General features: G+C 67.5%; 27 protein-coding genes. 11 read left to right on the top strand and 16 right to left on the bottom strand.

Going from position 1 to position 25,001, the window contains the following annotated elements:
• Positions 1 to 30: 30 nt before the first annotated feature.
• The 3 genes from ABIC94_RS00325 to ABIC94_RS00335 form a co-directional block, all read right to left on the bottom strand.
• Entirely contained in the window at positions 31 to 687 is a 657-nt protein-coding gene (locus ABIC94_RS00325) for a response regulator transcription factor (protein ID WP_354370533.1), read from the bottom strand.
• 121 nt (positions 688 to 808) lie between these two features.
• Positions 809 to 1,909, bottom strand: a complete 1,101-nt coding sequence (locus tag ABIC94_RS00330) for a winged helix DNA-binding domain-containing protein (RefSeq protein ID WP_354370535.1) — start codon at positions 1,907 to 1,909, stop codon at positions 809 to 811.
• A 13-nt stretch (positions 1,910 to 1,922) separates the two neighbouring features.
• Positions 1,923 to 2,747, bottom strand: coding sequence for a pseudouridine synthase (locus ABIC94_RS00335; protein WP_354370536.1), 825 nt, complete (start codon positions 2,745 to 2,747; stop codon positions 1,923 to 1,925).
• A 146-nt stretch (positions 2,748 to 2,893) separates the two neighbouring features.
• On the opposite strand from ABIC94_RS00335, the gene ABIC94_RS00340 reads away from it, so the two are divergent.
• The 4 genes from ABIC94_RS00340 (at position 2,894) to ABIC94_RS00355 (ending at position 6,314) form a co-directional block, all read left to right on the top strand.
• Entirely contained in the window at positions 2,894 to 4,033 is a 1,140-nt protein-coding gene (locus ABIC94_RS00340) for an MGDG synthase family glycosyltransferase (RefSeq protein ID WP_354370538.1), read from the top strand.
• Positions 4,030 to 4,530, top strand: coding sequence for a hypothetical protein (locus ABIC94_RS00345; protein ID WP_354370540.1), 501 nt, complete (start codon positions 4,030 to 4,032; stop codon positions 4,528 to 4,530). The genes ABIC94_RS00340 and ABIC94_RS00345 overlap by 4 nt, the downstream gene beginning before the upstream one ends.
• 2 nt (positions 4,531 to 4,532) lie before the next feature.
• Positions 4,533 to 5,093, top strand: a complete 561-nt coding sequence (locus tag ABIC94_RS00350; protein ID WP_354370541.1) for a dual specificity protein phosphatase family protein — start codon at positions 4,533 to 4,535, stop codon at positions 5,091 to 5,093.
• 90 nt (positions 5,094 to 5,183) lie between these two features.
• On the top strand, positions 5,184 to 6,314 hold the full coding sequence (locus ABIC94_RS00355) for a zinc-binding dehydrogenase (RefSeq protein ID WP_354370542.1): 1,131 nt from the start codon (positions 5,184 to 5,186) through the stop codon (positions 6,312 to 6,314).
• Between the two features lie 177 nt (positions 6,315 to 6,491).
• Here the strand turns inward: ABIC94_RS00355 and kdpE are convergent, their stop codons facing one another.
• The 8 genes from kdpE to ABIC94_RS00395 are packed head-to-tail and all read right to left on the bottom strand — an operon-like array spanning position 6,492 to position 14,718.
• The gene (gene kdpE, locus ABIC94_RS00360) at positions 6,492 to 7,184 is read right to left on the bottom strand and encodes a two-component system response regulator KdpE (protein WP_354370543.1); all 693 of its coding nucleotides are present in this window, start codon (positions 7,182 to 7,184) and stop codon (positions 6,492 to 6,494) included.
• A gap of 4 nt (positions 7,185 to 7,188) precedes the next feature.
• Positions 7,189 to 9,933: a DUF4118 domain-containing protein gene (locus tag ABIC94_RS00365; protein ID WP_354370544.1), complete on the bottom strand. Its 2,745-nt coding sequence runs from the start codon at positions 9,931 to 9,933 to the stop codon at positions 7,189 to 7,191.
• Positions 9,934 to 9,950: 17 nt separating this feature from the next.
• Positions 9,951 to 10,082, bottom strand: a complete 132-nt coding sequence (locus ABIC94_RS00370) for a hypothetical protein (RefSeq protein WP_354370546.1) — start codon at positions 10,080 to 10,082, stop codon at positions 9,951 to 9,953.
• Complete coding sequence (gene kdpC, locus ABIC94_RS00375; RefSeq protein WP_354370547.1) at positions 10,072 to 10,644, bottom strand: potassium-transporting ATPase subunit KdpC; 573 nt, start codon at positions 10,642 to 10,644, stop codon at positions 10,072 to 10,074. The genes ABIC94_RS00370 and kdpC overlap by 11 nt, the downstream gene beginning before the upstream one ends.
• Before the next feature lie 13 nt (positions 10,645 to 10,657).
• Positions 10,658 to 12,757, bottom strand: coding sequence for a potassium-transporting ATPase subunit KdpB (kdpB, locus tag ABIC94_RS00380; protein ID WP_354370549.1), 2,100 nt, complete (start codon positions 12,755 to 12,757; stop codon positions 10,658 to 10,660).
• 11 nt (positions 12,758 to 12,768) lie between these two features.
• Positions 12,769 to 14,499 (bottom strand): potassium-transporting ATPase subunit KdpA, encoded by a 1,731-nt coding sequence (kdpA, locus tag ABIC94_RS00385; RefSeq protein WP_354370551.1) that lies wholly within the window; start codon positions 14,497 to 14,499, stop codon positions 12,769 to 12,771.
• A gap of 1 nt (position 14,500) precedes the next feature.
• Positions 14,501 to 14,599, bottom strand: a complete 99-nt coding sequence (gene kdpF, locus ABIC94_RS00390; RefSeq protein ID WP_041943086.1) for a K(+)-transporting ATPase subunit F — start codon at positions 14,597 to 14,599, stop codon at positions 14,501 to 14,503.
• Positions 14,596 to 14,718 (bottom strand): hypothetical protein, encoded by a 123-nt coding sequence (locus ABIC94_RS00395; protein WP_354370552.1) that lies wholly within the window; start codon positions 14,716 to 14,718, stop codon positions 14,596 to 14,598. The genes kdpF and ABIC94_RS00395 overlap by 4 nt, the downstream gene beginning before the upstream one ends.
• A gap of 182 nt (positions 14,719 to 14,900) precedes the next feature.
• Here ABIC94_RS00395 and ABIC94_RS00400 point away from each other — a divergent pair, with 182 nt between their 5' ends.
• A complete protein-coding gene (locus ABIC94_RS00400; RefSeq protein ID WP_354370554.1) occupies positions 14,901 to 15,569 on the top strand; it encodes a helix-turn-helix transcriptional regulator in 669 nt (222 codons plus the stop codon).
• A 37-nt stretch (positions 15,570 to 15,606) separates the two neighbouring features.
• Complete coding sequence (locus ABIC94_RS00405) at positions 15,607 to 16,188, top strand: superoxide dismutase (protein WP_307577355.1); 582 nt, start codon at positions 15,607 to 15,609, stop codon at positions 16,186 to 16,188.
• A 30-nt stretch (positions 16,189 to 16,218) separates the two neighbouring features.
• On the opposite strand, the gene ABIC94_RS00410 is transcribed toward ABIC94_RS00405, so the two are convergent.
• Positions 16,219 to 16,596, bottom strand: a complete 378-nt coding sequence (locus ABIC94_RS00410; protein WP_354370556.1) for a VOC family protein — start codon at positions 16,594 to 16,596, stop codon at positions 16,219 to 16,221.
• Positions 16,597 to 16,795: 199 nt separating this feature from the next.
• Between ABIC94_RS00410 and ABIC94_RS00415 the strand changes: the two genes are divergently transcribed.
• Positions 16,796 to 17,788 (top strand): tripartite tricarboxylate transporter substrate binding protein, encoded by a 993-nt coding sequence (locus ABIC94_RS00415; protein WP_354370557.1) that lies wholly within the window; start codon positions 16,796 to 16,798, stop codon positions 17,786 to 17,788.
• A gap of 61 nt (positions 17,789 to 17,849) precedes the next feature.
• Positions 17,850 to 18,893, top strand: coding sequence for an MBL fold metallo-hydrolase (locus ABIC94_RS00420; RefSeq protein ID WP_354370558.1), 1,044 nt, complete (start codon positions 17,850 to 17,852; stop codon positions 18,891 to 18,893).
• 7 nt (positions 18,894 to 18,900) lie between these two features.
• Here the strand turns inward: ABIC94_RS00420 and ABIC94_RS00425 are convergent, their stop codons facing one another.
• The 4 genes from ABIC94_RS00425 to ABIC94_RS00440 all read right to left on the bottom strand — a co-directional run bounded on the left by ABIC94_RS00425 (position 18,901) and on the right by ABIC94_RS00440 (position 21,248).
• Positions 18,901 to 19,158 (bottom strand): hypothetical protein, encoded by a 258-nt coding sequence (locus tag ABIC94_RS00425; protein ID WP_055802363.1) that lies wholly within the window; start codon positions 19,156 to 19,158, stop codon positions 18,901 to 18,903.
• Positions 19,159 to 19,175: 17 nt separating this feature from the next.
• Positions 19,176 to 19,940, bottom strand: coding sequence for an SDR family NAD(P)-dependent oxidoreductase (locus ABIC94_RS00430; protein WP_354370560.1), 765 nt, complete (start codon positions 19,938 to 19,940; stop codon positions 19,176 to 19,178).
• A gap of 70 nt (positions 19,941 to 20,010) precedes the next feature.
• On the bottom strand, positions 20,011 to 20,481 hold the full coding sequence (locus ABIC94_RS00435) for a hypothetical protein (RefSeq protein WP_354370562.1): 471 nt from the start codon (positions 20,479 to 20,481) through the stop codon (positions 20,011 to 20,013).
• Positions 20,478 to 21,248, bottom strand: a complete 771-nt coding sequence (locus tag ABIC94_RS00440; RefSeq protein ID WP_354370563.1) for a Crp/Fnr family transcriptional regulator — start codon at positions 21,246 to 21,248, stop codon at positions 20,478 to 20,480. Before ABIC94_RS00440 ends, ABIC94_RS00435 begins: the two co-directional genes overlap by 4 nt.
• Before the next feature lie 84 nt (positions 21,249 to 21,332).
• Between ABIC94_RS00440 and ABIC94_RS00445 the strand changes: the two genes are divergently transcribed.
• From ABIC94_RS00445 to ABIC94_RS00455, 3 genes are read left to right on the top strand one after another with little or no spacing between them, the layout of a single operon-like run.
• Positions 21,333 to 23,288 (top strand): AMP-dependent synthetase/ligase, encoded by a 1,956-nt coding sequence (locus ABIC94_RS00445; protein WP_354370564.1) that lies wholly within the window; start codon positions 21,333 to 21,335, stop codon positions 23,286 to 23,288.
• Positions 23,285 to 24,070: an ABC transporter ATP-binding protein gene (locus tag ABIC94_RS00450; protein WP_354370565.1), complete on the top strand. Its 786-nt coding sequence runs from the start codon at positions 23,285 to 23,287 to the stop codon at positions 24,068 to 24,070. The genes ABIC94_RS00445 and ABIC94_RS00450 overlap by 4 nt, the downstream gene beginning before the upstream one ends.
• Positions 24,070 to 24,999 (top strand): branched-chain amino acid ABC transporter permease, encoded by a 930-nt coding sequence (locus ABIC94_RS00455; RefSeq protein ID WP_354370567.1) that lies wholly within the window; start codon positions 24,070 to 24,072, stop codon positions 24,997 to 24,999. Before ABIC94_RS00450 ends, ABIC94_RS00455 begins: the two co-directional genes overlap by 1 nt.
• Positions 25,000 to 25,001: the final 2 nt, after the last annotated feature.

Consider the following 25,001-nt stretch of genomic DNA (forward strand, 5'->3'; position numbering starts at 1 on the left):
GAGCTTGCTTGGGGCGGCCCGGCGCAGCGCTCATGCGACGACGCGCCATCCCAACCCGCGCACGTTGCGGATCGATTCGGCGCCGAGCTTGCGGCGCATGCCATGGATCAGCACGTCGACGGCGTTGCTCGTCACTTCCTCTCCCCAGCCGTAGATGCGGTTCTCGAGCTGCTCGCGCGAGAGGATGGCGCCGGGCCGCTCCAGCAGTGCGTGCAGCAGCGCAAATTCTCGCGCCGTGAGCGCCTCGCGCGCGCCGCCGACCACCACCTCGCGCGTGGTGAGGTCAAGCTGCATCGTGCTGCCGCCGATCAGCGAATGCGCGGCGCCGTCGCGCCGGCGCACCACGGCCCGCATGCGCGCGAGCAGCTCGCGGAATTCGAAAGGCTTGAGCAGATAGTCGTCGGCGCCGAGGTCGAGGCTGTGGATGCGGTCGTCGAGCCCGTCGCGTGCGGTGAGCACCAGCACCGGTGTGGCATCGCCGCGTTCGCGCGCGCGCCGCAACACCTCGGTGCCGTCCTGGCGGGGCAGGCCCAGGTCGAGCAGCACGCAGGTGTAGCCGCCATCGCCGAGCGCGCTTTGCGCCAGTTCGCCGTCGCGCACCCAGTCAGCGGACCAACCCGCGCCCTCGAGCGCCTGCTTCAGGCTGCGCCCGATCATTTCGTCGTCTTCCACCAAAAGCACGCGCATTGCGGCGACTCCTTGGGCCGCAAGGTAGCACGCGATCGGGATGATCGATAGTGCCCTGCGCCGCGGCGCAGCGTATAGGCAAAGTCTTAGGCGGGGCTTAGCCGCCGTGCGGGCGCAAGGGTCACAGCACGCGGACGTCGTGCCGCTCGCCCTCGCCGTCCGATGCAAAGGCCAGCAGGCGCATGGCCTCTTCCTGCACGCTGAGCCGGTCGGCCTTCGACCAGCGGGCAAAGGGCTCCAGCACCACGGCGGCCGTGTTCTTCGCGCGCTCGATCTTCCAGACGCCCGCGACGAAACCGTCGAGCAGCACCGTGCCGCGCACGATGCCGTTGACGGTGAACACCCGGGCGCGGTGCGCCTCGCTCATCACGCGGCTGCGGTCGGCATGCGAGAGCAGCAGGTTGTCCCATTCGGCGACGAGGCGCGGCGGCGCGGGCGTGTCGGGGTCGGGGCGTGGCGCGCGGGGCAGGTCGAACAGCTCCTGGCCCCGCTCGCCGGTGAACACGCGCAGCTGCGGCCGCAGGCACTCGGCCACGGCCTTCCAGCCCGTGAGGCCCGACCACGCACCCGCATCGGCGAGCGTGGCGGGGCCGAAGGCCGCCAGGTAGCGCAGCAGCAAGTCGTCCTGCGTGGCGGCCGCGGCATCGGATTCGCCGAGCCAGTGCTCGATGGGCTGCAGCCGTGCGCTCGCGTGCGAGTTCCAGCTGCCCGCGGGCGGCAGGTGCACCAGCGGCACGTTGTTGCGGATGAGCGCGGCGAGCGAGGCGGGCGCGCGGTCTTTCCAGCCCACCGCGAGCGCCTGGCCGAGTTCGGAACTGGTGAGCGGGCCTTCGCGCAGCAACGCCCGTCCCGCCTGCACCACCGCCGCGCGGTCGATGCCTTCGAGCGCCCGTGCGTGGCTGCTGCCCTGCAATCCCCGCTGATGCACGGGCTCGAGCAGCGGCCGCCAGGCCAGCGCATCCGTTGCGGCCATCAGGTGCAGGGTCGCGCGCATCGTCGACATGCGCACGACGCGGCGCTTCTTCAGGGCTTCGGTCAACTGCTCGCGGCGAAAGCCCTCGAGCCGGCTCCACAGGCCGATGTAGGGCGGGTTCGGTGCCTGCGCCTGCAACCCCGCCAGCTTTTCGATGGCCTGCGTGACTGTCGCCTTGCGCCGCTCCAGCAGCATCTGCCGCGCCAGCGTGGCCCGGTTCAACGCGCGTTGGCTCAGCACCACGGCCATCGGCGAAGACTCCTCAGAACTTCTCGTGCGGACCGAGGTAGCGCCACTGCCCGACGGGCAGGTTGCCGAGCATCACCTTGCCGATGCGCACGCGCTTCAGGCCCACCACCTTCAGGCCGACCAGCTCGCACATGCGGCGGATCTGGCGCTTCTTGCCTTCGGTGAGCACGAAACGCAGCTGCTCGGGGTTCTGCCATTCGACCCGCGCCGGCTTGAGCGGCTGGCCGTCCAGGCTCAGGCCGTGGCGCAGCTTGGCGAGCATCGCCGGCGGAAAGACCGCCTGCACATTCGTGGTGACGGGATCGTCGTCGTCCATGCGCACCAGCTGCCCGGTAGGCGCGGGCTGGCCCAGGCCGTGATACGCCACGCGCACCAGGTACTCCTTCTCCATCACCGAGTCTTCGCCGATCAGCTGGCGCGCGATGCGGCCGTCCTGCGTCATCACCAGGAGGCCGATGGAGTCGATGTCGAGCCGGCCGCACGGCGCAAGGCCGCGCAGTTGCTGGGGGTTGAAGAAGAAGCGCGCGTTGTCTTCGGCCCAGCGGTTCTGCGGCGTGAAGAGCGTCACCGCCGGCTCGTGCCCGTCTTCGGCTTGCGCGCTCACGTAGCCGATGGGCTTGTTGATCAGGATGGTGACCTGGTTCGCCTGCTGGCCCTTGGCGGCCTTGTCGACCTCGATGCGGTCGGACGGCGTGACCTTCACGCCCATTTCGGCCGGCTTGCCGTTCACCTTCACCCAGCCGTTGGCGATCCACTCATCGGCCTCGCGGCGCGAGCAGAGGCCGAGCTCGGCCATGCGTTTGTTGAGGCGAATCGGTGCGAGAGGAGCGTCAGTCATGCGGTGGGCGCGGTCGGTTGGGGGCGGGTCACGCCCGGTGGGTCGGTGCGCAGGGGCATTTTCCCCCATGCCCCGGGGTCTGCGGAATGTGTCGTACTGCATGGCGATAATGCGCGCCAATGGCCCGCCGACGGCCCCGGACCCGAATGAAAAAAATCCTGATCCTCAGTGTGAGCGCCGGCAACGGCCATGTGCGCGCAGCGCAAGCCCTGCAAACCGCCGTCCAGTCGACCCCGCCGCACACGGCAGTCCATATCGATGCCATGGTCCATGTGGCCGGCGGTTTCCGCAAGGTGTACACCGACTGGTACATCCAGCTCGTGAACCGCGCGCCCGAACTCTGGTCTTACCTGCACCAGCGCGCCGACGCCACGCCGCACCATGCGCCTTCGCAGCGGCTGCGCCGCGGCATCGAGCGACTGAGCACCGGTGCCCTGGTGCGCGAAATACGCCGCGAAAAGCCCGACGCCGTCATCTGCACCCACTTTCTGCCGGCCGAGCTGCTGATGCGCGAACGCAACCGCGGCCGCATCGACTATCCGGTGTGGCTGCAGATCACCGACTACGACCTGCACAACATGTGGCTGGTGCCGGGCATGGCAGGCTACCTGGCCGCGACGGAAGAAGTGGCCTTCAGGCTGCGGGCGCGCGGCATCCCGGCGGAGCGCATCCACGTGACGGGCATTCCGGTGATGCCGGCTTTCTCCGAACCCGATGCACCGGCCCTCGCGCGCAATGCCTGCGCAGCGGAACTGGGCCTCGACCCGGCGCGGCCCGTGCTGCTGATGGCCTCGGGCGGCGCGGGCGTCGGCGACTTGCCGAGCATGGTCGAGCGCGTGCTTTCGCTCGGCGGCGACAGCGGCTTTCAGGTCATAGCCGTGGCGGGCCGCAATGCCGAGGCGCACGTCAGGCTCCAGGCGGTGGCCGCCCGCCACCCCGGCCGCGTGGTGGCCATCGGCTTCACGAACGAGATGCACAAGCTCATGGCCGCGGCCGACCTGGTGGTAACCAAGCCCGGCGGGCTCACGGTGTCGGAATGCCTGGCGCTCGGCAAGCCGATGCTGCTGATCTCGCCGATTCCGGGGCAGGAAGAGCACAACGCCGGCTTCCTCATGGAGGAAGGCGCGGCTTGGCTCGCCTACGACGCGATCGGCCTCGACTACAAGGTGGCGCGCCTGATGGCCGACCCCGCCAAGCTGGCGGACATGGCCCGGCGCAGCCGTGCACTCGGCAAGCCGCGTGCGGCGGCCGCGGTGCTGCAGCGCGTGTTGGGCGAAGCGGCATGACCGGCGCCACCGAGAAAAGGGACATGGCGGGCGTGGCCCGCACCATCGGCTACCTGGCCTGGGTGGTGGTGATGGCTTTCTTTTTCGCGAATGCCGAAATCCAGATCGAAGGCGGCGCCGGCTGGGCCACGTCGCTGCCCACGTGGCGCATCGAGAACAACGTCTGGCTCGACATCTTCTGGGGCGGGCGCGCGATGACGGGCTATCACGCCTGGGTCTTCACCTTCATGGCGCTGGTGTTCTTTGCGCCGCTGGCCTTCAACGGCCGCTGGACGTGGCGCGACGCGGGCCTGGCCGTTGCGGGGTTGATCGTGTTCTGGGTCTGCGAAGACTTCCTGTGGTTCATCATCAACCCGGCCTTCGGCTGGGACCGCTTCAATCCGGCCGACGCGTTCTGGCACAAGCACTGGATCTGGGGCGCGCCGGTCGACTATTGGGGCGGCCTGGCGGTGGCCCTGCTGATCCTGGTGACCCGGCACTGGCGGCGCGCGAAATGAGCATGAGCAAACGCAGAAACAGCAATGCCGCGGCGCACGCCGTGCCGCGCCCCGGGCACTGGGCCGATGCGCTCGACACGCTCGGGGTCGAGAACCTGCATCGCATCACGCCCACGCTGTATCGCAGCGCGCAGCCGCGCACCGCGAACGTGGCGGCGCTGAAGGCGCTCGGCATCCGCACCATCGTGAGCCTGCGTTCCTTCAACGACGACAGGAAGGTGTTTGCGGGCAGCGGCATCCGCCTGGTGCGCGTGCCGATCAACACCTGGTCGATCGACGACGCCAAGGTGCTGCGCGCGCTGGTGGCCATTCGCGACGCCGAAAAGCAGGGCCCGGTGCTGATCCACTGCATGCACGGTGCCGACCGCACGGGCGTGGTCGCGGCGGTCTACCGCATGGCGGTGCAGGGCTGGGACAAGGAAAGCGCGCGGCTCGAGATGCTGCGCGGGGGCTATGGCTACCACACGCTGTGGCGCAACATTCCGCGCTACATCGACCGGCTCGATCCAGAGAAGATGCGCCACACGCTGGACCATGCGCCGGTGATTCCCGTGGTGTCCTGAAGGCGCCAGCAGCTTTCGTACCTCGCTCCTATACTGGCCGCCCCGTGGCCGATGGCCATCTCCGAACCACCTTTCACAGGGGCCTCTCCCATGGCACTCCAACTCCGCTCCCTCGTCCGCTCGAACGGCGAACTCGAACTCTCGCTGCACGACGAGCCGATGCCCGAGCCCAAGGCCGATGAAGTGATCGTGCGCATCGAGGCGTCGCCAATGAATCCGTCGGACCTTGGCCTGCTGTTCGGCGCCGCCGACATGAGCACCGCCAAGCTCTCCGGCACGCCGGAGCGCCCCATCGTGACGGCCACGGTGCCCGAGCGCGGCATGCCCGCCATGGCGGGGCGTCTCGACCAATCGATGCCGGTCGGCAACGAAGGCGCGGGCGTGGTGGTCAAGGCCGGTTCGTCGCCGGCCGCGCAGGCGCTGCTCGGCAAGACCGTGGCGGCCATCGGCGGGGCGATGTACTCGCAGTACCGCTGCCTCGCCGCTGCACAGTGCCTGGAACTGCCTGCGGACGCCACCCCGGCCGATGGCGCCTCTTGCTTTGTCAACCCGCTGACCTCGCTGAGCATGGTCGAGACCATGCGAATGGAAGGCCACAAGGCGCTGGTGCACACGGCCGCCGCATCCAACCTGGGCCAGATGCTCAACAAGATCTGCCAGAAGGACGGCATCGACCTGGTCAACATCGTGCGCAAGCCCGAGCAGGAAGCGCTCTTGCGCGGCATCGGTGCAAAGTATGTGTGCAACGCGACGTCGCCCACCTTTCTTGAAGACCTGACGCAGGCCCTGGTCGAGACCGGTGCCACGCTGGCCTTCGACGCCACCGGCGGCGGCAAGCTCGCGGGGCAGATCCTCGGCTGCATGGAGGCGGCGCTGAACCGCACCGCCAAGGAATACAGCCGCTACGGTTCGACCACACACAAGCAGGTCTACATCTACGGCGGCCTCGACCGCTCGCCGACGGAGTTCGTGCGCAACTTCGGCATGGCGTGGGGCATGGGCGGGTGGCTGCTGTTCCCGTTTTTGCAGAAGCTCGGGAATGAAGGCACGCAGCGGTTGCGGGCGCGGGTCGTCGCTGAATTGAAGACGACGTTTGCGAGCCACTACACGCGGGAAGTCTCTCTTCTCGAGGCGCTGCAGCTGGATGCCATTGGGGTGTACGGGAAGCAGGCGACGGGGGAGAAGTTCTTGCTGAATCCGAACAAGGGCATCGCTGCCTGATCTCTTCTTGCGGTCGGCGGTGGCGTGAATGCCGCGGCCCTCACCCTAACCCTCTCCCGGAGGGAGAGGGAACAAGACGGGGCGACGAGGCATCTGGGTTGAGTATTGCTCCCTCTCCCTCTGGGAGAGGGCTGGGGTGAGGGCACTGTGCCTTCGACAAAGCGCGGCCCCCACCAGCTAAACCACCAACCGATACCCCACCGCAGTCTCCGTCAACAGATGCCGCGGCTGCGCCGGATCGGCCTCGAGCTTCTGCCGCAGATGCCCCATGTAGATGCGCAGGTAATGGCTCTGGTCCGTGTGCGACGGGCCCCACACTTCGCGCAGCAACTGGCGTTGCGTGAGCACGCGGCCGGCGTTGGCGACCAGCACGCAGAGCAGCCGGTATTCGGTCGGCGTCAGGTGCACCTCGGCGCCAGCGCGGCGCACGATGCGCGCGGCGCGGTCCAGCTCGACCTCTCCGAAACGGAACAGCGCTTCCGCCGTATCGTCGCCGTTGGCTGCGCGCGGGCGGCGCAGATTGGCGCGCACGCGCGCCAGCAGCTCGCCGGTGCCGAAGGGCTTGGTCAGGTAGTCATCGGCGCCGGCATCGAGCGCGGCGATCTTGTCGGCCTCGTCGCTGCGCGCGGACAGCACGATGATCGGCACGGCCGACCAGCCCCGCACATCGCGAATCAACGACACGCCGTCGCCATCAGGCAGGCCGAGGTCGAGCACCAGCAGATCGGGCTGGCGCGTGCCGGCTGCCGCAAGGCCATCCCGCAGCGTGCCGGCCTCGTGCACCACCCAGCCTTCGGCCTCCAATGCGCCGCGCACGAAGCGGCGAATCTGAGGCTCGTCCTCGATCACGATGGCGGTGGGAGATGGCATGGCTTCAGAGTTGGGCTTCGGCCGGTTCGGGCGGCTCGCGGCGTGGCAGGGTGACGGCGAATTCTGCACCGCCGCCCTGCGCATTGGCCGCCGTGATCTCGCCGCCATGCGCACTCACCACCGCGCGGCAGATCGCAAGGCCCAACCCGACGCCCGGCGTGGCCGATTCAGCCTCTCCGCGCGTGAACTTGTCGAACAGCTTCTGCTCCCGGCCCAGCAACGCGGCAGGCAGGCCGGGGCCGTGGTCGCGCACCGTAAGCACCAGCGTGCCAGGCTCGGCACGCGCGCCCACGACGATGGGCGGCGCGCCGTATTTGGTCGCGTTCTCCAGCAGGTTGACGAGCACGCGCTCGATCAGCACCGCATCGAATTCGACCAGCGGCAGGTCCGCAGCGAGCGCGGTCTGCACGACGGTGTCGCCCAACGACGTGCGCGCCGCGCGGATCGACGAACCCACGACCTCCTCGACCGATTGCCAGTCGCGCCGCAGGTTCACCGCGCCGCCCGCGATGCCGCTTTCGAGCCGCGCCATGTCCAGCAGGTTGTTGACCAGCGCATGCAGCTCATGCGCCTGCGCGACGATGGCGCGCGCCGCGTTGCCGTGTTCTTCAGGCGGCAGGGTCTGTAGCGATTCGGCCAGAGCGATCAATGCGGTGAGCGGCGTGCGTACGTCGTGCGATATTGCGCCGAGCAGGGCATTTCGCAAACGCTCCGACTCCATTTCGACCACGGCCTGCTGCGCCACTTCGACGTAGTGCACGCGCTCCAGCGCGATCGCGATTTGCCGCGCCAGCGTGTCGAGCTGCTGAGCCTGTTCCGGAATCAGCAGCCAGCGCGGCTGCGCCGGTGAGAGCGCGAGCACGCCGCGCACGCGCATCGGTGCCTGCAGCGGCACGTAGTGCCAAGTCTGCGCCGCGAGCGTGGCAGTGGCCAGGCCGGCTGGCTGGCCATGTCGGAAGGCCCAGTCGGCCACTTGCGCATCGAAGCCCTCGGGCGGAGTCTTGGGGAACACGAGCTGGTCGTTCGTATCGGTCACCAGCACCAGCGCATGGCCGCCGAAGTGGCCCTGCACCGCGGCAGCGCCCAGCGCGACGACCTGCGTACTCTCCAGTGCCGCCGAGAGTTCGCGCGTGAGCTCGAACAGCGAGCGCGCGCGCCGCTCCCGGCTGGTCGACACGCCGGCCGCGAAGCGCAGGCCGGCCGTGAGTTGCCCCACCAGCAGGCCGACGCCGAGCATGATTGCGAAGGTCAGCACGTACTGCACGTCGCTCACCGCGAACGAAAGCTGCGGCGGCACGAAGAAATAGTCGAAGGCCGCGACGTTGAGCAGCGCCGCGAGCGCCGAGGGCCCGCGGCCGAAGCGCATTGCGACGCCGACCACGCCCAGCAGGAACAGCATCACGATGTTCGCGAGTTCGAGCACGCCGGCCAGGGGTGTGCAAAGCAGGGTGAGCGCCACGCTGGTGGCCGTTGCCCAGGCGTAGCCGGGCCAATGGACAGGTGCTTTTTCGTGGTCGCCCTCGTCGGCGCGCAGGCCGTTGATGGGTGCGCGCGACAGGCGCCGCGAACTGTCGGCATGGCCGACTTCCAGGATGTCGAGCGCGGGCGCGCGTTGCGCCAGCGCGCGCGGCAGCGGCACCGGGCGCGCGGGCCACCAGCGGCGCCAGCCGATGACAAGCTGCGACCGTCCCAGCACCAGCGTGGCGCAGTTGAGCCGGCGCGCCTGTTCGGCCAGTTGCTCCGCCACGTCGGAGCCCGTGAGCACCGCAGTGGCGGCGCCGAGTTCCTCGGCCAGCTTGAGCACCGCAAGGATGCGGTCGCGCTCCTGGGCGGCGAGCCGTTGCAGCCGCGGCGTCTCGACATAGGCCGCATGCCAGCGCACATTGAGCTGGCTCGCAAGACGCGCCGCGGTGCGCACGGTCTGCGCCGCGCCCTCGTGCGGCCCCACGCAAGCGAGGATGGCGCCCGAGGTGTTCCAGGCCTGCAGCGCGCTGCCTTGTCCGTTGCCGGCGGCGCCAGATTGCTCGACCCGCCAGCCGCGCACATCGTCTTCCACATGCTCGGCCGTGCGCCGCAGCGCAATTTCGCGCAGCGCAATCAGGTTGCCCTTGCGAAAGAAATTCTGCGCGGCGCGCTCGGCCTGCTGGGGCAGGTACACCTTGCCGGCCGCGAGCCGCGCGGTGAGCTCATCGGGCGTGACGTCGACCAGCACCACCTCGTCAGCCTCGTCGAGCACGGTGTCGGGAACCGTCTCATGCACGCGCACGCCGGTGATGGCGCCCACCGTGCCGTTGAGGCTCTCGAGATGCTGCACGTTGAGGGCCGACCACACCTCGATGCCCGCAGCCAGCAGTTCCTGCACATCCTGCCAGCGCTTGGCATGGCGGGAGCCGGGCGCATTGGTGTGGGCCAGTTCGTCGACCAGCAGCACGGCGGGCTTGCGCGCCAGCGCCGCGTCAAGGTCGAACTCGGCCAGCGTACGGCCGCGGTAGTCCAGCTCGCGCAGGGGCAGCGTATCGAGCCCCGCGAGCAGCGCGGCGGTTTCGCTGCGGCCATGCGTTTCGACCACGCCGATGAGCACGTCGCGCCCCGCCGCGCGCTCGCGTTGCGCGGCACTGAGCATGGCCCAGGTCTTGCCCACGCCCGCGCTGGCGCCGAAATAGATGCGCAGCTTGCCGCGCTGCGCGCGCGCCTCGTCGTTGCGCAGTTGCGCAAGCAGGGCGTCGGGGTCGGGGCGGGCGTCGAGCATGGCGGTGACCGCGCAGATTAGCGCATGGGGCCTCCCTTGCGGCGCTTGGCGTGCCGCCGCGCGGTGCGCGAGAGCACCCACCAGGCAAAGATCAGCGGCACGAAGAGTGCCGCGAGCGCCAGCAGCACGTGGAAAAGATCAGTGACCATCGAGCGCAAGATTCAGCGCCAGCACGTTGACGCGCGGCTCGCCCAGAAAGCCCCAGAGCGGCGCCTGCGTGTTGCCGGCAATCAACGCATTCACTTGTTCGACGGGCACGCCACGCACCCGCGCGACGCGTGCGGCTTGGTACCGGGCGGCGGCAGGGCTGATGTCGGGGTCGAGCCCGCTGGCCGAGGCCGTGACCAGGTCGACCGGCACCGGCGCGCTGTTTCCCGGGTCCGCGGCGCGAAGGGCTTCGATACGGATCTTGACCGCGTCGGCCAGCGCCGGATTGAGCGGACCGAGGTTCGAGCCGCCCGAAGCACTCGCGTTGTAGGGCTGCGGCGCGGTGGCGGACGGACGGCCCCAGAAATGCTTCGGGTCGCTGAAGTTCTGGCCGATGAGCCTGGAGCCCACGGTGGCGCCGTTGCGCACGATCAGGCTGCCGGCCGCCTGCGACGGAAAGATCGCCTTCGCGGCGCCGGTGACGGCCATCGGATAGATCAGGCCGGTGAGCACGCTCAGCAGCGCGAAGAGCACGAGCGCAGGGCGAAAGATGTTGTTGTTCATGGTGAATTTCTCCTCAAACAAGATGGACGGCCACGAGCAGCCAGTCGATCAGCTTGATGCCGATGAAGGGAACGAGCAGACCACCCAGGCCATAGATGGCCAGGTTGCGGCGCAGCAGCGCGGCCGCGCCCACCGGCCGGTAGCGCACGCCCTTGAGCGCCAGCGGAATCAGGAACACGATGACCAGCGCATTGAAGATCACCGCCGACAAAATGGCCGACGACGGGCTCGCGAGCTGCATCACGTTGAGCGCGCCGAGCTGTGGATAGGTCGAGACAAAAATCGCCGGAATGATCGCGAAGTACTTCGCCACGTCGTTCGCAATCGAGAAGGTGGTGAGCGAGCCGCGCGTCATGAGCAGCGCCTTGCCGGTTTCCACCACTTCGAGCAGCTTGGTCGGGTTCGAATCCAGGTCGACCATGTTGCCGGCCTCCTTCGCGGCCTGCGTGCCGCTGCCCATGGCCACGGCCACGTCGGCCTGGGCGAGTGCGGGCGCATCGTTGGTGCCGTCGCCGGTCATCGCGACGAGCCGGCCTTCGGACTGGTACTTGCGGATCAGCGCCAGCTTGTCCTCGGGCGTAGCTTCGGCCAGGAAGTCGTCGACGCCGGCCTCGGCCGCGATGGCCGCGGCGGTGAGCTTGTTGTCGCCGGTGATCATCACGGTCTTGATGCCCATGCGGCGCAACTCGGCAAAACGCTCCTTGATGCCGGTCTTGACGATGTCCTTGAGCTCGACCACGCCGAGCACGCGGTTGCCCTCGGCCACGGCCAGCGGCGTGCTGCCGCGGCGCGCCGTTTCCTCGGACGCGCGCAGCACCTCGGCCGGCACGCTGCCGCCCAGCGATTCGACATGCCGGCGAATCGCATCGACCGCGCCCTTGCGCAGCAGCACCGCGTCGGTGTCGAGGCTGTTCGGCGCGGCCGGCATGTCGACGCCGCTCATGCGGGTCTGCGCAGTGAAGGGAACGAAGCGCGCACCGTCGACAGATGCGGCCTCCAGGCCATCGCGGCGTGCCAGTTCGACGATGCTGCGGCCTTCAGGCGTCTCGTCGGCCAGCGATGCGAGCATGGCGGCGCGTGCGAGGCGGCCCTTCGGCACGCCGGGCGCAGGCAGGAAGGCACTCGCCTGGCGATTGCCGTGCGTGATGGTGCCGGTCTTGTCGAGCAGCAGCACATCGACGTCGCCGGCCGCTTCCACGGCGCGGCCCGAGGTGGCGATGACGTTGGCCTGCATCATGCGGCTCATGCCGGCCACGCCCACGGCCGAAAGCAGGCCGCCGATGGTGGTGGGAATCAGGCACACGAGCAGCGCCACCAGCGCGGTGAGCGACACCACAGTGCCCGCACCCGCGGCCTCCACGCTGAACACCGAGAACGGCAGCAGCGTGACGGTGACCATCAGGAACACGAGGGTCAACGCAACCAGCAGGATGGTGAGCGCGATTTCGTTGGGCGTCTTGTGCCGCTTGGCCGCCTCGACCATGCCGATCATGCGGTCGAGGAACGACTCGCCGGGGTTGACCGAGATGCGCACCACCAACCAGTCGGACAGCACGCGGGTGCCGCCGGTCACGGCGGAGAAGTCGCCGCCCGATTCGCGCACCACGGGGGCCGATTCGCCGGTGATGGCACTCTCGTCGACCGAGGCCACGCCTTCGATCACTTCGCCGTCGAGCGGAATGACGTCGCCGGTCTCGACCAGCACCACGTCGCCCTTGCGCAGGTTGGGCGCCTGCTCCGGCAGGAATGCCGCGCCGTGGTGGGGCTCCTTGAGCTTCTTGGCCCAGGTGTCCTTGCGCAGGCCGCGCAGCGAGGCGGCCTGCGCCTTGCTGCGGCCCTCGGCCAGGGCTTCGGCAAAGTTCGCGAACAGCACGGTGAACCACAGCCACACCGTGATGGCCAGCACAAAGGCGGGCTTCATGCCGGTGTCGCCCGGAAAGCTCAGCGAATGCACCCAGAGCAGCGTCGTGAGGATGCTCCCGATGTACACGATGAACATCACCGGGTTGCGCCACTGCGTGCGCGGGTCCAGCTTGGCGAAGGCGCCCCACAGCGCGGGCTTGACCAGCGCCGCGTCGAGCAGCGAGAGAGAGGTTTTTGTATGGGCAGTCATGGTGCGCGCCCTCACTTCCAGAGCACGAGGTGTTCGACGACGGGCCCGAGAGCCAATGCCGGCACATAGTTGAGCAGGCCGACCAGCAGCACGGTGCCGATCAGCAGCGAGACGAACAGCGGCCCGTGCGTGGGCAGCGTGCCGCCGGTGACCGGCAGGCGCTTCTTCGCGGCCAGCGAGCCGGCAATGGCCAGCACCGGAACGATCATCGCGAAGCGGCCCAGCCACATGGCAAGACCCAGCAGGCCGTTGTAGAACGGCGTGTTGGCCGACAGGCCCGCGAAGGCGCTGCCGTTGTTGTTGGCGGCCGAGCTCAGCGCATAGAGAATTTCAGAAAACCCATGCGCACCCGGGTTCGCGATGCCGGCCTTGCCGGCGCCCGCGATCACCGCCACCGCGGTGCCGGCCAGCACCAGGATGGGCGTGACCAAAATGGCGATGGAAATCAGCTTCATCTCGCGCACCTCGATCTTCTTGCCGAGGTACTCGGGCGTGCGGCCGATCATCAGGCCCGCGATGAACACCGCGAGCATCGCGAAAATCAGCATGCCGTAGAGGCCGCTGCCGACGCCGCCGAACACCACCTCGCCCAACTGCATCAGCACCATGGGCACCATGCCGCCGATGGGGGTGAACGAGTCGTGCATGGCATTCACCGCGCCGCACGAGGCGGCGGTGGTAATGGCGGCGAAGAGCGCCGACGCGTCGATGCCGAAGCGCACTTCCTTGCCTTCCATGTTGCCGCCGCTTTGCAGCGCGCTCGCCGCCTGGTCGATGCCCAGCGAACCGAGCAGCGGATTGCCGGCGTGCTCGGCGGGGATGATGGCCACCACGGCAATGACGAACATCACCGTCATTGCCGCAAGCACGGCCCACCCTTGCCGCATGTCGCCGACCACGCGGCCGAAGGCGAAGCACAGGCCCGCCGGAATCAGGAAAATCGCGATCATCTGCAGCAGGTTGCTGAGGGCGGTCGGGTTTTCGTACGGATGCGCCGAGTTGGCGTTGAAGAAGCCGCCGCCGTTGGTGCCGATCATCTTGATGGCCTCCTGCGAAGCGACAGGGCCCATGGCAAGCGTCTGTGTCTGCGGGCTCGCGGCGGCCTCGACCGTTTGCACGGTCTTGTAGGCGTCGAAGTTCTGGATCACGCCCTGCCCCGCAAAGACCACCGCAAGCACGAACGACAACGGCACCAGCAGCCACAACGTGATGCGCGTGATGTCGGCCCAGAAGTTGCCGACCAGCCCGCGGCTCTTGCCGTCGCCCCGGCGCGCAAAGCCGCGCACGAGCGCGAAGGCCACGGCAATGCCCGTGGCGGCGGAGAAGAAGTTCTGCACCGTGAGCCCGAGCATCTGCGTGAGATAGCTCATCGTCGACTCACCGGCATAGCCTTGCCAGTTGGTGTTGGAGACGAAGCTCACCGAGGTGTTGAAGGCCGAGTCGGGCGACACCGCCCCCATGCCGGCGGGGTTGAGCGGCAGCCAGCCCTGCAGGCGCTGCAGCGCATAGAGAAAGAGCGCGCCAACGGCATTGAAGGCGAGCAGCGCGAGCGCATAGCCCAGCCAGTGCATCGACTGCTCGGGCTTCGTGCCCGCGAGCTTGTAGAGCGGCGCTTCGATGCGCTGCATCCAGCGCGGCACGCGCTCGTTGCACAACGCGGCAAGAAACTTGCCGACCGGCCATGCCAGCAGCACAAGCGCAATGAGGAAGAAGGCCAGCAAGGACCAGGCGGAGGCGGTCATTTCAGAACTCCTCGGCGCAGATCAGCGCGAACACCAGGTACGCGAACAGGACGACGGCAATCAATGCGCCGAAGCCGTAGAGAGCTTCAAGGCTGATCACGATGCGTCTCCCCCGGGTGCTCTTGACGGGTTCGGTGCGTCGAGCCGGTTCAGCCCGACCACCATGGCCGCCACCGCGGCCCACAGCGCCAGCAAGGCGCCCATCCAGACGAAATCCATTCATTGCTCCTGCAGCGAAACACAAGGCCTTGAGTCTCGGCAGGCGTGCGTAAAAACAGGGAACAGAGTCGGCGGGACCGCATAAAGAAACCGTAAAGACGCCCCCCTCTTTATCAAAGCCCTCGACAGCACCTTCGCTGTCATTTAATAATCAAAGTTATTTCTTTGAAATAAAGAAAAGGATGACCACCCGCCCCCTCGACCTGAAGCCCGCCTGGATGCCGCACCAGCCGGCAGACCGCATCCTGTCCACGCTGAAGACGCGCGGCGCGCTCGGCATTCCCGACATTGCCAAGGTGCTCGACGTCACGGTGGAGGCGGTGCGCCAGCAGATGGTCAAGCTGCAGTCCGAGGGACTGGTCGACGCCGAGAGCCGGCCGGCGGGCCGCGGCAGGCCGACGCAGATATGGCGGCTGACCGGCACCGGGCACGCGCGCTTTCCCGACACGCATGCCGAGATGACGGTGCAGATGATCAGCGCCGTGATCACCGTGTTCGGCGAGAAGGGCATGGACCAGCTCATCGGCGTGCGCGAGGAAAACATGCGCGCCAACTATCGCGAGGCGATGCAGGGTGCGCGCAGCCTGAAGACGAAGCTCGAACGGCTGGCCGACATCCGCAGCCGCGAGGGCTACATGGCCGAGTTCCGGCCCGAGGGCGACGGTTTTCTCTTCATCGAGAACCACTGCCCGATCTGCACCGCGGCGCAGGCCTGCACCGGCTTTTGCCGCAGCGAACTACAGCTCTTCGAAGAAGTGCTCGGACCCGACGCGAGCGTGAGCCGCGTCGAGCATGTGCTTGCGGGCGCGCGGCGCTGCGCCTACCAGGTGAGCCCCAAGAACGCGCCTTGATTTCATTGTTTTCAAAACCCGAAAGGAAAAACCCACCATGGAACACACCCTCCCACCCCTGCCGTACGCCCTCGACGCGCTGGCACCCGAGTACTCGAAGGAAACCCTCGAGTACCACTACGGCAAGCACCACAATGCCTACGTGGTGAACCTCAACAACCTGCAAAAGGGCACCGAGTTCGAATCGATGCCCCTCGAAGACATCGTCAAGAAGTCCAGCGGCGGCATCTACAACAACGCCGCCCAGATCTGGAACCACACCTTCTTCTGGAACTGCATGAAGCCCCAGGGCGGCGGTGCACCCAGTGGCGCGCTGGCCAAGGCCATCGATGCCAAGTGGGGCAGCTACGACGCCTTCAAGGAAGCGTTCGTGAAGTCGGCCGTGGGCAACTTCGGCTCGGGCTGGACCTGGCTGGTGAAGAAGGCCGACGGCTCGGTGGACATCGTGAACATGGGCGCCGCGGGCACGCCGCTGACCACCGGGGACACCCCGGTGCTGACGGTGGACGTCTGGGAGCACGCCTACTACATCGACTACCGCAACCTGCGCCCGAAGTTCGTCGAGACCTTCCTGGCCAAGCTGGTGAACTGGGACTTCGCGGCCAAGAACTTCGGCTGACGCCAGCCGAAGTTCCCGCCGGCGGCATCCTCACTCATTGACCAGGTTGAGGATGTTGCCGTCCGGGTCCTTGAACCAGGCGACCTTCATCTTGTCCATGATGTGGACGTCGCCCGCGAGCGTTGTGTTGGGCATGTCGTAGTGCTCGAAGCGCACGCCCTTGGCCTTGAGCGCCGCCACGAGCCGCTCGATGTCGTTCCCGACCGCCCAGGTCACGGCCGTGGCCTGATTGGTGCCGGCGAATGAGGACTCGTAGACATTGATACGGGTGTTACCGCTGCGGTAGGCGATCATGCCCTCGCAATCCGTGTCGGCCGGCGTCAGGCCCAGCGTGTCTTCGTAGAAGCGGCGGCCTGCGGCAAGGTCTTTGACCGCGAGGTTGGCCACAGCATTGATATTTCCGAGCATGGCTGTCTCCTGTGTGGATAGACACCCATCTTCTGCGCCGCAGTGGGCATGTCAAGCCGCCGCTACCCGATACGGGGCCCATCTCGAACGAAGAAAACCGCACAGCCCGGGTTCCGGCACACTGCACCCTTGGTGCAGTGCTCCGACGAGGCCTGAAAATCTGCCCCTCGATTCGTCCCCCGATACAGAGACAAAACCCATGATCCGCAAACTCCCCCGCTCGCTGGCCCTTGCGCTGGCACTTCCCCTGGCCCTTTCCCTCACGTTCGCCACCGCTGCCGCGCAGGCGCAGACCTACCCCGCCAAGCCCATTCGCATGGTCGTGCCCTTCCCGCCCGGCGGCGGCACCGACATCCTGGCGCGCCTGGTCGCCCAGAAACTCACCGAAACCAACCACTGGACCGTGGTGCCCGACAACCGCGGCGGCGCCGGCGGCACCATCGGCATCGCCGAGGCCGCGCGCGCCGCACCCACGGGCTACGACATCGTGATGGGCCAGAAGGACAACATGGTCGTTGCGCCCTGGCTCTACAAGAACCTGAGCTACAACCCGGTGAAAGACCTCACCGCCGTCGCCCACGTGGCCTACACGCCGGTGGTGATCGTCACGCAGGCCAACTCGAAGTTCAAGACGCTGAACGACGTGGTCACCGCCGCGCGCGCAGCGCCCGACACCGTCACCTACGGCTCGCCCGGCAACGGCACCACCATTCACCTGGCCGGCGAAATCTTCAACGGCGCCGCCCAGATCAAGATGCGCCACGTGCCCTACAAGGGTTCCAACGCGGCCATGATGGACGTGCTCGCGGGCAACGTCGACCTGATGGTGTCGTCGGTGCCTTCGGCGCTGGCGCAGATCAAGGCGGGCAAGCTGCGCCCGCTGGCCGTGACCTCGGCCAAGCGCAGCACCTCGCTGCCCGACACGCCCACCGTGGCCGAGCTCGGCTACAAGGGCTTCGACGTGTCCACCTGGTACGGCCTCTTCGTGCCCGCCAAGACGCCGAAGGACGTGATCGCCACGCTGAATACCGAAGTCAACAAGCTGCTGGCCACGCCGGAGATGAAGGCCGCCATCATTGCCCAGGGCGCCGAGCCGCAGGCCATGACGCCCGAGCAGTTCGAGACGCTGCTGAAGACCGACTACGAGAAGTGGAAGGGCATCGTGCAAGCCTCGGGCGCGACCATCGAATAAGCACGCGCCGTCGCAGAATGGCGTCTCCACCACAGGCCGCATCGACGGCACGGAGACAGCGATGGCAACACAGCGCAAGAATTCCGGACAAGCCTTTCCGCTGAAGACAGCAGCCCTGGCAGCGGTTGCCATCGTCCTGGCGCAGGGCTGCGCGCGGACACCGCAGCAACAGGCGCCATCGGAAGCCACCGTGGCCGCACATGTGGCGGGCGCCACCCGCGCCGCTCGTTCCGACCTGACGGCGTTGCTGACCCTCTGCAAACCAGCTCCCGCGGCGCGGCCGCCCCAGGCCGAGCTGGACAAGGGCCTTGCGGCATTCATCGCCAGGCCCGCACCGCCGCCCGGCCAGGCGTTCGACAACCTGTACTTCGTGGGCGCCGACTGGGTCAGCGCCTGGGCGATCAAGACCTCTGACGGCATCATCCTCATCGATGCGCTCAACACCCAGGCCGAGGCCGCGGCGCTCATCGAAGGCGGCATGCGCAAGCTCGGCCTCGACCCGGCGCAGATCAAGTACGTGATCGTCACGCACGGCCATGGCGACCACTACGGCGGTGCGCCCTACCTTGCAGAGAAGTACCGTGCGCGCGTGGTGATGAGCGAGGCCGACTGGACCATGACCGAGACCAAGCTCGAGTTTGCGACGCCGATCTGGGGCGCGCCCCCCAAACGCGGCGCGGGCGATATTTCCGCGAAGGACGGCGACCGCGTCACGCTCGGCGACACCAGCGTGACGCTGTACCTCACGCCGGGCCACACCATGGGCACGATCTCTCCGGTGTTCGACGTCACTTCGAACGGCCAGAAACACCGCGCCATGCTCTGGGGCGGCACGGGTTTCAATTTCGGCAAGGACGTGCCGCGGCTCGACAGCTACATCGGCGCCACGCAGCGTATGGGCGCCATCGTCCAGACCCAGCGCATCGACGTACTGCTGTCGAACCACTCGAACATCGACGGCTCGCAGGCCAAGCTCGCCGCGCTGCGGCAGCAGCCTGCTCCGGCAACGAACCCCTTTGTGCTCGGCACGCCGACGGTGGAGCGGGCGCTGGCGGTGATGGGCGGGTGCGCAGAGGCGCAGCGCGACCGGTTCTTGCTGCAGTAGGCCGAACTCAGTCCGGCGTGAACTTCTTGTTGAAGATGTCCACGTCCGATGCCAGCTCGAAGGTCGCCACCTGCCCCATCTTCCCGTCGCTGAGGCGGCAGGCGGCGAACAGGCTGTAGCGGCCCTTGAAGTAGAACTCTTCCATCACGATCAGCGCGTACGGGTACGGCACGAAGACCTGATGCTCGAAGATGACGCGGTGCACGTTCCTCGGTGAAGGAAAGAGCTTGTAGTCGCTGGTGTCGATCGACTTTGCGGTGGCCATGTTCGTTGTGCTCGTGTTCAGGCGGGGTCGCGCACGTCGGCCACGGGGTTGCTGCCGAAATCCGCGCGCGCCAGGTACTTGAGCACCTTGGCCGCGGCAATTTCGGGGCTGTCGAGCATGCCGTCGTTCTTCAGCTTTTCGAAGCGCGTGCGGTCCGGAAAATTCTCGGCCGATGCGCCGCGCAGCTGCACCTGCATGTCGGTGTCGATCACGCCGGGGGCGAGCGAGACGATGCGCGCGCCGTTCGGTGCCGCGGCCTCCTCGAGCGCCACGGCGCGCGAGAAGTGGTCCATGCCGGCCTTGGCCGCGCAATAAGGCGCCTGGCTGCCCATGGCGTTGCGGCCCAGGCCCGACGAAATGTTCAGCACCTTGCGCGCGCCGCGCCATTCGCGGGTGGCGCCGAGGAAGGCGGCGGTCAGCAGCATCGGCGCCTCCAGGCCGATGCGCAGGGCCTGCGACAGTTGGGCCCCGACGGCACTCGCCAGCGGCGCGGGGTTGCCCACGGTGCCTGCGTTGTTGATCAGGGTCACGCTGTCGAAGCGCTGGCCGTCGAGCGACGCGAGCCATGCCGACACGCGGGCCGATGCGGAGCCGGGGTCGGACAGGTCCTGCTCCCACTGGATGAGTTCGGCGCCGGCTTTCTTTGCCAGCTCGGCCAGCTGCGGATCTTGCCTGCGCGAAATGCCGAGCACCGTGTGGCCGGCCTGCAGCAGCTGCTGGGCCATGGCACGGCCCAGTCCGCGCGACGCGCCGGTGATCAGAGTGAGGTGGGAAGCGGTCATCGAAAAAGTCTTTCTGAAGCGAAGGCAGGGAGAGTAAGGGGTGGTGGGGAATACATCATGCGCAGCGCGCTCAGCCCGCGCGGAACTGCTTGCGCAGGAAGGCCCGGTGGCGCGCGATGTGCTGCAACTGCGCCGGCGCGATGGTGCCGCCGAGGTCGACCTCGTCCGCGCCGTTGAGCACCGCGTTCGCATGGGTCATTGCGCGTGCCACGACTTCTTCCTCGCTCACGCCGAGTTGCGCCGCAAGGTCGAGCGCCACGCGCCGCATGGCGCGCTGCGAGAGCATCCACATGGCGCCGAAGCGGTCCCACGCCAGGGCGGCCTCGTCGGCCTTCTCGCGGTCGGCAAGAATCTCGCTGAGCGGCTTGGCCAACACGGCGTTGAGGGCGTCGATCTTCTCGGTGAGCGCCTCGTTGCGCTCGATGGCTTCTTCGAGTGTCGGCCCGGCCGCTTCGGTCTTTGCCTTGGGCGCCTCGGGCGGCGGAACGAAAGCCGCTTCCGCGTTCGCGGGAACGATCTGGATCTGGTCTTTGAGGGTCATGAGGTTTCCGTTTCCCGTGAGGCGTTCTTCTTGTTCGACATCGCGGTCGCGCGCAGTCCCGGCAGGTCGAGCACGCGCAGCCCACCGTACTCCACGCGGATCAACCCTTGCGCCGACAGGCCGTTGAGCGCCTCGTTCACGCGCTGGCGCGAAAGGCCGACCAGGTAGGCCAGCTCCTGCTGCGTGATGCGCAGGACTTCGCCCACGCCGGGGTACAGCACCGGGTTGAACAGCGACACCAGGTTGCGCGCCACGCGCGCGTCGGGGTTGTTGAGCCGGTCGATTTCCAGTGCCGCAATGAACTGGCCGAGCCGCTCGTTGAGCTGGTTCATCACGAAGCGGTTGAAGCCGATGGAATGGTCCAGCAGCCAGTGAAAGCTCTCGATCGGCAGCCCCGCCACCACGCTGCGCCGCAGCGCCTGGATGTTGTAGCGGTAGGGCTCGCGCTTCATCACCGTGCCTTCGCCGAACCAGCCGCCGGGCGGTATGCCGGCGTAAGTGACCGAGCCGCCGTCGGCGTTGTCGTTGCTCATCTTGAGCAGGCCCTCGACCACGCCGAACCAGTAGGTGGGCGAGCGGCCGACGCGGCAGACCAGGTCGCCGACCTCGGCTTCGCCGACCACCACCGCGGCTTCGGCGCGGCGGCGCTCGGCCGGCGTGAGCGTGAGCAGCCAGGGAATGCCGTCGAGCTCGGCGGCGGTGGCGGAGCGCGCGCGGTCCTTGATCGAACCGCCGAGCACGCTGTGGTGTGAATCGCCGTGAGGCATCGGGAAACTCCGGGGAGTAGTGTCCCTAGGATTGTCGTTGGAACGACAACCCAGCGTCAAAGTGGGGCCTACGATCCGCCCACTGTGCAAACCACCGCCCCTACCTTCCCCCGTCTGCTGCTCGCGCACGCCCAGGCCCAGCCCGAGTCGCCCGCCGTGCGCGAGAAAGATCTCGGCATCTGGCAAACCTGGACCTGGAGCGCCGTGGCGCAAGAGGTGCGCGAGGCGGCTTGCGGCCTCGCGAGCCTCGGCTTCAAGGCCTTCGACAACCTGGCCATCGTGGGCGCCAACCGGCCGCACCTGTACATGGCGGTGGTCGCGGCGCAGAGCCTGCGCGGCGTGCCGGTGCCGCTCTACCAGGATGCGGTGGCCGGCGAGATGGTCTTCATGCTGCAGGACGCGAGCATCGAGTTCGTGATCGTCGAAGACCAGGAGCAGGTCGACAAGCTGCTCGAGTGCCGCGAACTGCAGAAGGACCAGCAGCACGGCATCCGCCACATCATCTACGACGACCCCAAGGGCCTGCGCCACTACGACCAGCCCGGGCTCATGAGCTACGAGCAGCTGCGCGAACTGGGCCGCGAATTCGACAAGACGAACGTCGGCTACTACGACCGCGCGGTGGCGAGCGGCGAAGCAACCGATGTCGGCGTGATCCTCTACACCTCGGGCACCACCGGCCGCCCCAAGGGCGTGTGCCAGACGCACGCGAGCTTCATCGCGGCGGGCCGCGGCGGCGTGGAGACCGACAAGCTCGGCCCCGGCGACAACATCATGAGCTACCTGCCGATGGCGTGGGTGGGCGACCACCTGTTCTCGGTGGCGCAATGGCTGGTGGGCGGCTTCACGCTCAACTGCCCCGAGTCGAGCGAGACGGTGATGAACGACATGCGCGAGATCGGTCCGAGCTATTACTTCGGCCCGCCGCGCACCTTCGAAGGCTTGCTCACCGCCGTGTCGATCCGCATGGAAGACGCAGCCGCGCCCAAGCGCTGGCTCTATGCAAAGTTCATGGCGCTCGCGCAGCGCGTGGGGGCCGACATCCTCAACGGCGCCCCGGTGAGCGCGGGCGACCGGCTGATGTACGGCCTGGGCAACCTGCTGATCTACGGACCGCTGCGCAACGTGCTGGGCATGAGCCGCATCCGCGTGGCCTACACGGCCGGTGCGGCCATCGGGCCCGACCTGTTCCGCTTCTACCGCTCCATCGGCGTGAACCTGAAGCAGTTCTACGGCCAGACCGAAACCTGCGCCTACGTGTGCCTGCAGCAGGACGGCAAGGTCAAGCTGCAGACCGTGGGCACCGCGGCGCCGGGCATCGAACTGAAGATCGCGGAGGACGGCGAGGTGCTGGTGCGCGGCGTGTCGGTGCTCAAGGAGTACTACAAGCGGCCCGATGCCACGGCCGAGGTGCTCGATGCCGACGGCTACTTCCACACCGGCGACGCGGGCGTGCTCGACAGCGAAGGCCACCTGCGCATCATCGACCGCGCGAAGGACGTGGGCCGGCTCGTGAGCGGTGCGATCTTTGCGCCCAACTACATCGAGAACAAGCTCAAGTTCTTCCCGCAGATCAAGGAAGCCGTGTGCTTCGGCAACGGGCGGGGCGAGGTCTGCGCGGCCATCAACATCGACTTCGAGGCGGTGGGCAACTGGGCCGAACGGCGCGGCCTGGCCTACGGCGGCTATGTCGACCTGGCCGGAAAGCCCGAGGTGCTGGAACTCATTGCCGAATGCATCGGCAAGGTCAATGCCGACCTCGCGAGCGAAGACGGCATGGGCGAGACGCAGATTGCGCGCTTCCTGGTGCTGCATAAAGAGCTCGACCCCGACGACGACGAGCTGACGCGCACACGCAAGGTGCGGCGCGGCTTCATCGCCGAGAAGTACGCAGTGCTGGTCGATGCGCTCTACGGCGGCAAGACCGAGCAGTACATCGAGACCCAGGTCAAGTTCGAGGACGGGCGCACCGGCGTGGTGAATGCCACGCTGAAGATCGTCGAGGCCAGGACCTTCCCCATCGTGAAGGCGGCGGCATGAGCAACAGAAAAATCGGCGACGTCATCCTCGACGTGCAGAACATCTCCTTGAGCTTCGGCGGCGTGAAGGCGCTCACCGACATCAGCTTCGACGTGCGCGAGCACGAGGTGCGGGCCATCATCGGCCCCAACGGTGCGGGCAAGAGCTCGATGCTGAACTGCATCAACGGCGTGTACTGGCCGCAGCAGGGCTCCATCACCTTCCGCGGCCAGACCTTCAAGCACATGAACTCGCGCCAGGTGGCCGAAATGGGCGTGGCGCGCACCTTCCAGAACCTCGCGCTCTTCAAGGGCATGAGCGTGCTCGACAACATCATGACGGGGCGCAACCTGCGCATGAAGTCGAACCTCTTCCAGCAGGCGATCCGCTGGGGCGCGGCGGAACGCGAGGAAACGAAGCACCGCGAGTTCGTCGAACAGATCATCGATTTCCTGGAGATCCAGGCGCATCGCAAGACGCCGGTGGGCCAGCTTCCCTACGGCCTGCAGAAACGCGTCGACCTGGGCCGCGCGCTCGCGATGGAGCCGCAGGTGCTGCTGCTCGACGAGCCGATGGCCGGCATGAACGTGGAAGAGAAGCAGGACATGAGCCGCTTCATCCTCGACGTGAACGACGAATTCGGCAGCACCATCGTGCTGATCGAGCACGACATGGGCGTGGTCATGGACATCTCGGACCGCGTGGTGGTGCTCGACTACGGCAAGAAGATCGGCGACGGCACGCCGGGCGAAGTGCGCAGCAACGAGAACGTGATCCGCGCCTACCTTGGGGTCGAACACTGATGGCCTTCTTTCTCGAAACCCTCTTCGGCGGCCTCATGGTGGGCATGCTGTATTCGCTGGTGGCGCTCGGCTTCGTGCTGATCTTCAAAGCCTCGGGCGTGTTCAATTTCGCGCAGGGCGCGATGGTGCTGTTCGCGGCGCTCGCCATGGCGCGCTTCGCCGAATGGATCCCCATGTGGACCGGCATCGACAACCGCTGGTTCGCCAACGGCGCGGCCTTTGTCGTGGCGGGCCTGGTGATGTTCGCGGTGGCATGGCTGATCGAGCGGCTGGTGCTGCGCCACCTGGTCAACCAGGAAGGCGCGACGCTGCTGATGGCCACGCTAGGCATTGCCTACTTCCTCGACGGCGCGGGCCAGACCCTGTTCGGCAGCAACATCTACAAGATCGACATCGGCATGCCGAAGGACCCGATCTTCCTGCTCGGCTCGGTGTTCGAGGGCGGCATCCTGATCAACAAGGAAGACCTGTACGCCGCCGCGATTGCGGCCGCGCTGGTGGCGCTGCTCTCGCTGTTCTTCCAGAAGACCGGCACCGGGCGCGCGCTGCGCGCGGTGGCCGACGACCACCAGGCCGCGCAGTCGATCGGCATTCCGCTCACGCGCATCTGGGTCATCGTGTGGTGCGTGGCCGGCGTGGTGGCGCTGGTGGCCGGAATGATCTGGGGCAGCAAGCTGGGCGTGCAGTTCTCGCTCACCACGGTGGCGCTGCGTGCGCTGCCGGTGGTGATTCTCGGGGGCCTTACTTCGGTGCCGGGCGCCATCATCGGCGGGCTGATCATCGGCGTGGGCGAGAAGCTGTCGGAGGTGTACCTGGGCCCGTACGTGGGCGGCGGCATCGAGATCTGGTTCGCCTATGTGCTGGCACTGGTGTTCCTGCTGTTCCGGCCGCAGGGGCTGTTTGGCGAAAAAATAATTGATCGGGTCTGAAC

The organism is Variovorax paradoxus, from assembly GCF_040544635.1.
In the GTDB taxonomy this organism is placed as follows: domain Bacteria; phylum Pseudomonadota; class Gammaproteobacteria; order Burkholderiales; family Burkholderiaceae_C; genus Variovorax; species Variovorax paradoxus_R.

What these genes read in the sequence shown, in the direction of transcription:
- ABIC94_RS00345 (WP_354370540.1), top strand. Translation starts at nt 4,030, where the DNA reads ATGACCGGCGCCACCGAGAAAAGGGACATGGCGGGCGTGGCCCGCACC.
- ABIC94_RS00435 (WP_354370562.1), bottom strand. Translation starts at nt 20,481, where the DNA reads ATGACCCTCAAAGACCAGATCCAGATCGTTCCCGCGAACGCGGAAGCG.
- ABIC94_RS00355 (WP_354370542.1), top strand. Translation starts at nt 5,184, where the DNA reads ATGGCACTCCAACTCCGCTCCCTCGTCCGCTCGAACGGCGAACTCGAA.
- ABIC94_RS00415 (WP_354370557.1), top strand. Translation starts at nt 16,796, where the DNA reads ATGATCCGCAAACTCCCCCGCTCGCTGGCCCTTGCGCTGGCACTTCCC.
- kdpC (WP_354370547.1), bottom strand. Translation starts at nt 10,644, where the DNA reads ATGAACAACAACATCTTTCGCCCTGCGCTCGTGCTCTTCGCGCTGCTG.
- ABIC94_RS00440 (WP_354370563.1), bottom strand. Translation starts at nt 21,248, where the DNA reads ATGCCTCACGGCGATTCACACCACAGCGTGCTCGGCGGTTCGATCAAG.
- ABIC94_RS00325 (WP_354370533.1), bottom strand. Translation starts at nt 687, where the DNA reads ATGCGCGTGCTTTTGGTGGAAGACGACGAAATGATCGGGCGCAGCCTG.
- ABIC94_RS00395 (WP_354370552.1), bottom strand. Translation starts at nt 14,718, where the DNA reads ATGGATTTCGTCTGGATGGGCGCCTTGCTGGCGCTGTGGGCCGCGGTG.
- ABIC94_RS00350 (WP_354370541.1), top strand. Translation starts at nt 4,533, where the DNA reads ATGAGCAAACGCAGAAACAGCAATGCCGCGGCGCACGCCGTGCCGCGC.
- ABIC94_RS00340 (WP_354370538.1), top strand. Translation starts at nt 2,894, where the DNA reads ATGAAAAAAATCCTGATCCTCAGTGTGAGCGCCGGCAACGGCCATGTG.
- kdpA (WP_354370551.1), bottom strand. Translation starts at nt 14,499, where the DNA reads ATGACCGCCTCCGCCTGGTCCTTGCTGGCCTTCTTCCTCATTGCGCTT.
- ABIC94_RS00370 (WP_354370546.1), bottom strand. Translation starts at nt 10,082, where the DNA reads ATGGTCACTGATCTTTTCCACGTGCTGCTGGCGCTCGCGGCACTCTTC.
- ABIC94_RS00410 (WP_354370556.1), bottom strand. Translation starts at nt 16,596, where the DNA reads ATGCTCGGAAATATCAATGCTGTGGCCAACCTCGCGGTCAAAGACCTT.
- ABIC94_RS00365 (WP_354370544.1), bottom strand. Translation starts at nt 9,933, where the DNA reads ATGCTCGACGCCCGCCCCGACCCCGACGCCCTGCTTGCGCAACTGCGC.
- ABIC94_RS00425 (WP_055802363.1), bottom strand. Translation starts at nt 19,158, where the DNA reads ATGGCCACCGCAAAGTCGATCGACACCAGCGACTACAAGCTCTTTCCT.
- ABIC94_RS00330 (WP_354370535.1), bottom strand. Translation starts at nt 1,909, where the DNA reads ATGGCCGTGGTGCTGAGCCAACGCGCGTTGAACCGGGCCACGCTGGCG.
- ABIC94_RS00420 (WP_354370558.1), top strand. Translation starts at nt 17,850, where the DNA reads ATGGCAACACAGCGCAAGAATTCCGGACAAGCCTTTCCGCTGAAGACA.
- ABIC94_RS00405 (WP_307577355.1), top strand. Translation starts at nt 15,607, where the DNA reads ATGGAACACACCCTCCCACCCCTGCCGTACGCCCTCGACGCGCTGGCA.
- ABIC94_RS00335 (WP_354370536.1), bottom strand. Translation starts at nt 2,747, where the DNA reads ATGACTGACGCTCCTCTCGCACCGATTCGCCTCAACAAACGCATGGCC.
- kdpE (WP_354370543.1), bottom strand. Translation starts at nt 7,184, where the DNA reads ATGCCATCTCCCACCGCCATCGTGATCGAGGACGAGCCTCAGATTCGC.
- ABIC94_RS00455 (WP_354370567.1), top strand. Translation starts at nt 24,070, where the DNA reads ATGGCCTTCTTTCTCGAAACCCTCTTCGGCGGCCTCATGGTGGGCATG.
- ABIC94_RS00430 (WP_354370560.1), bottom strand. Translation starts at nt 19,940, where the DNA reads ATGACCGCTTCCCACCTCACTCTGATCACCGGCGCGTCGCGCGGACTG.
- ABIC94_RS00450 (WP_354370565.1), top strand. Translation starts at nt 23,285, where the DNA reads ATGAGCAACAGAAAAATCGGCGACGTCATCCTCGACGTGCAGAACATC.
- kdpB (WP_354370549.1), bottom strand. Translation starts at nt 12,757, where the DNA reads ATGACTGCCCATACAAAAACCTCTCTCTCGCTGCTCGACGCGGCGCTG.
- ABIC94_RS00400 (WP_354370554.1), top strand. Translation starts at nt 14,901, where the DNA reads ATGACCACCCGCCCCCTCGACCTGAAGCCCGCCTGGATGCCGCACCAG.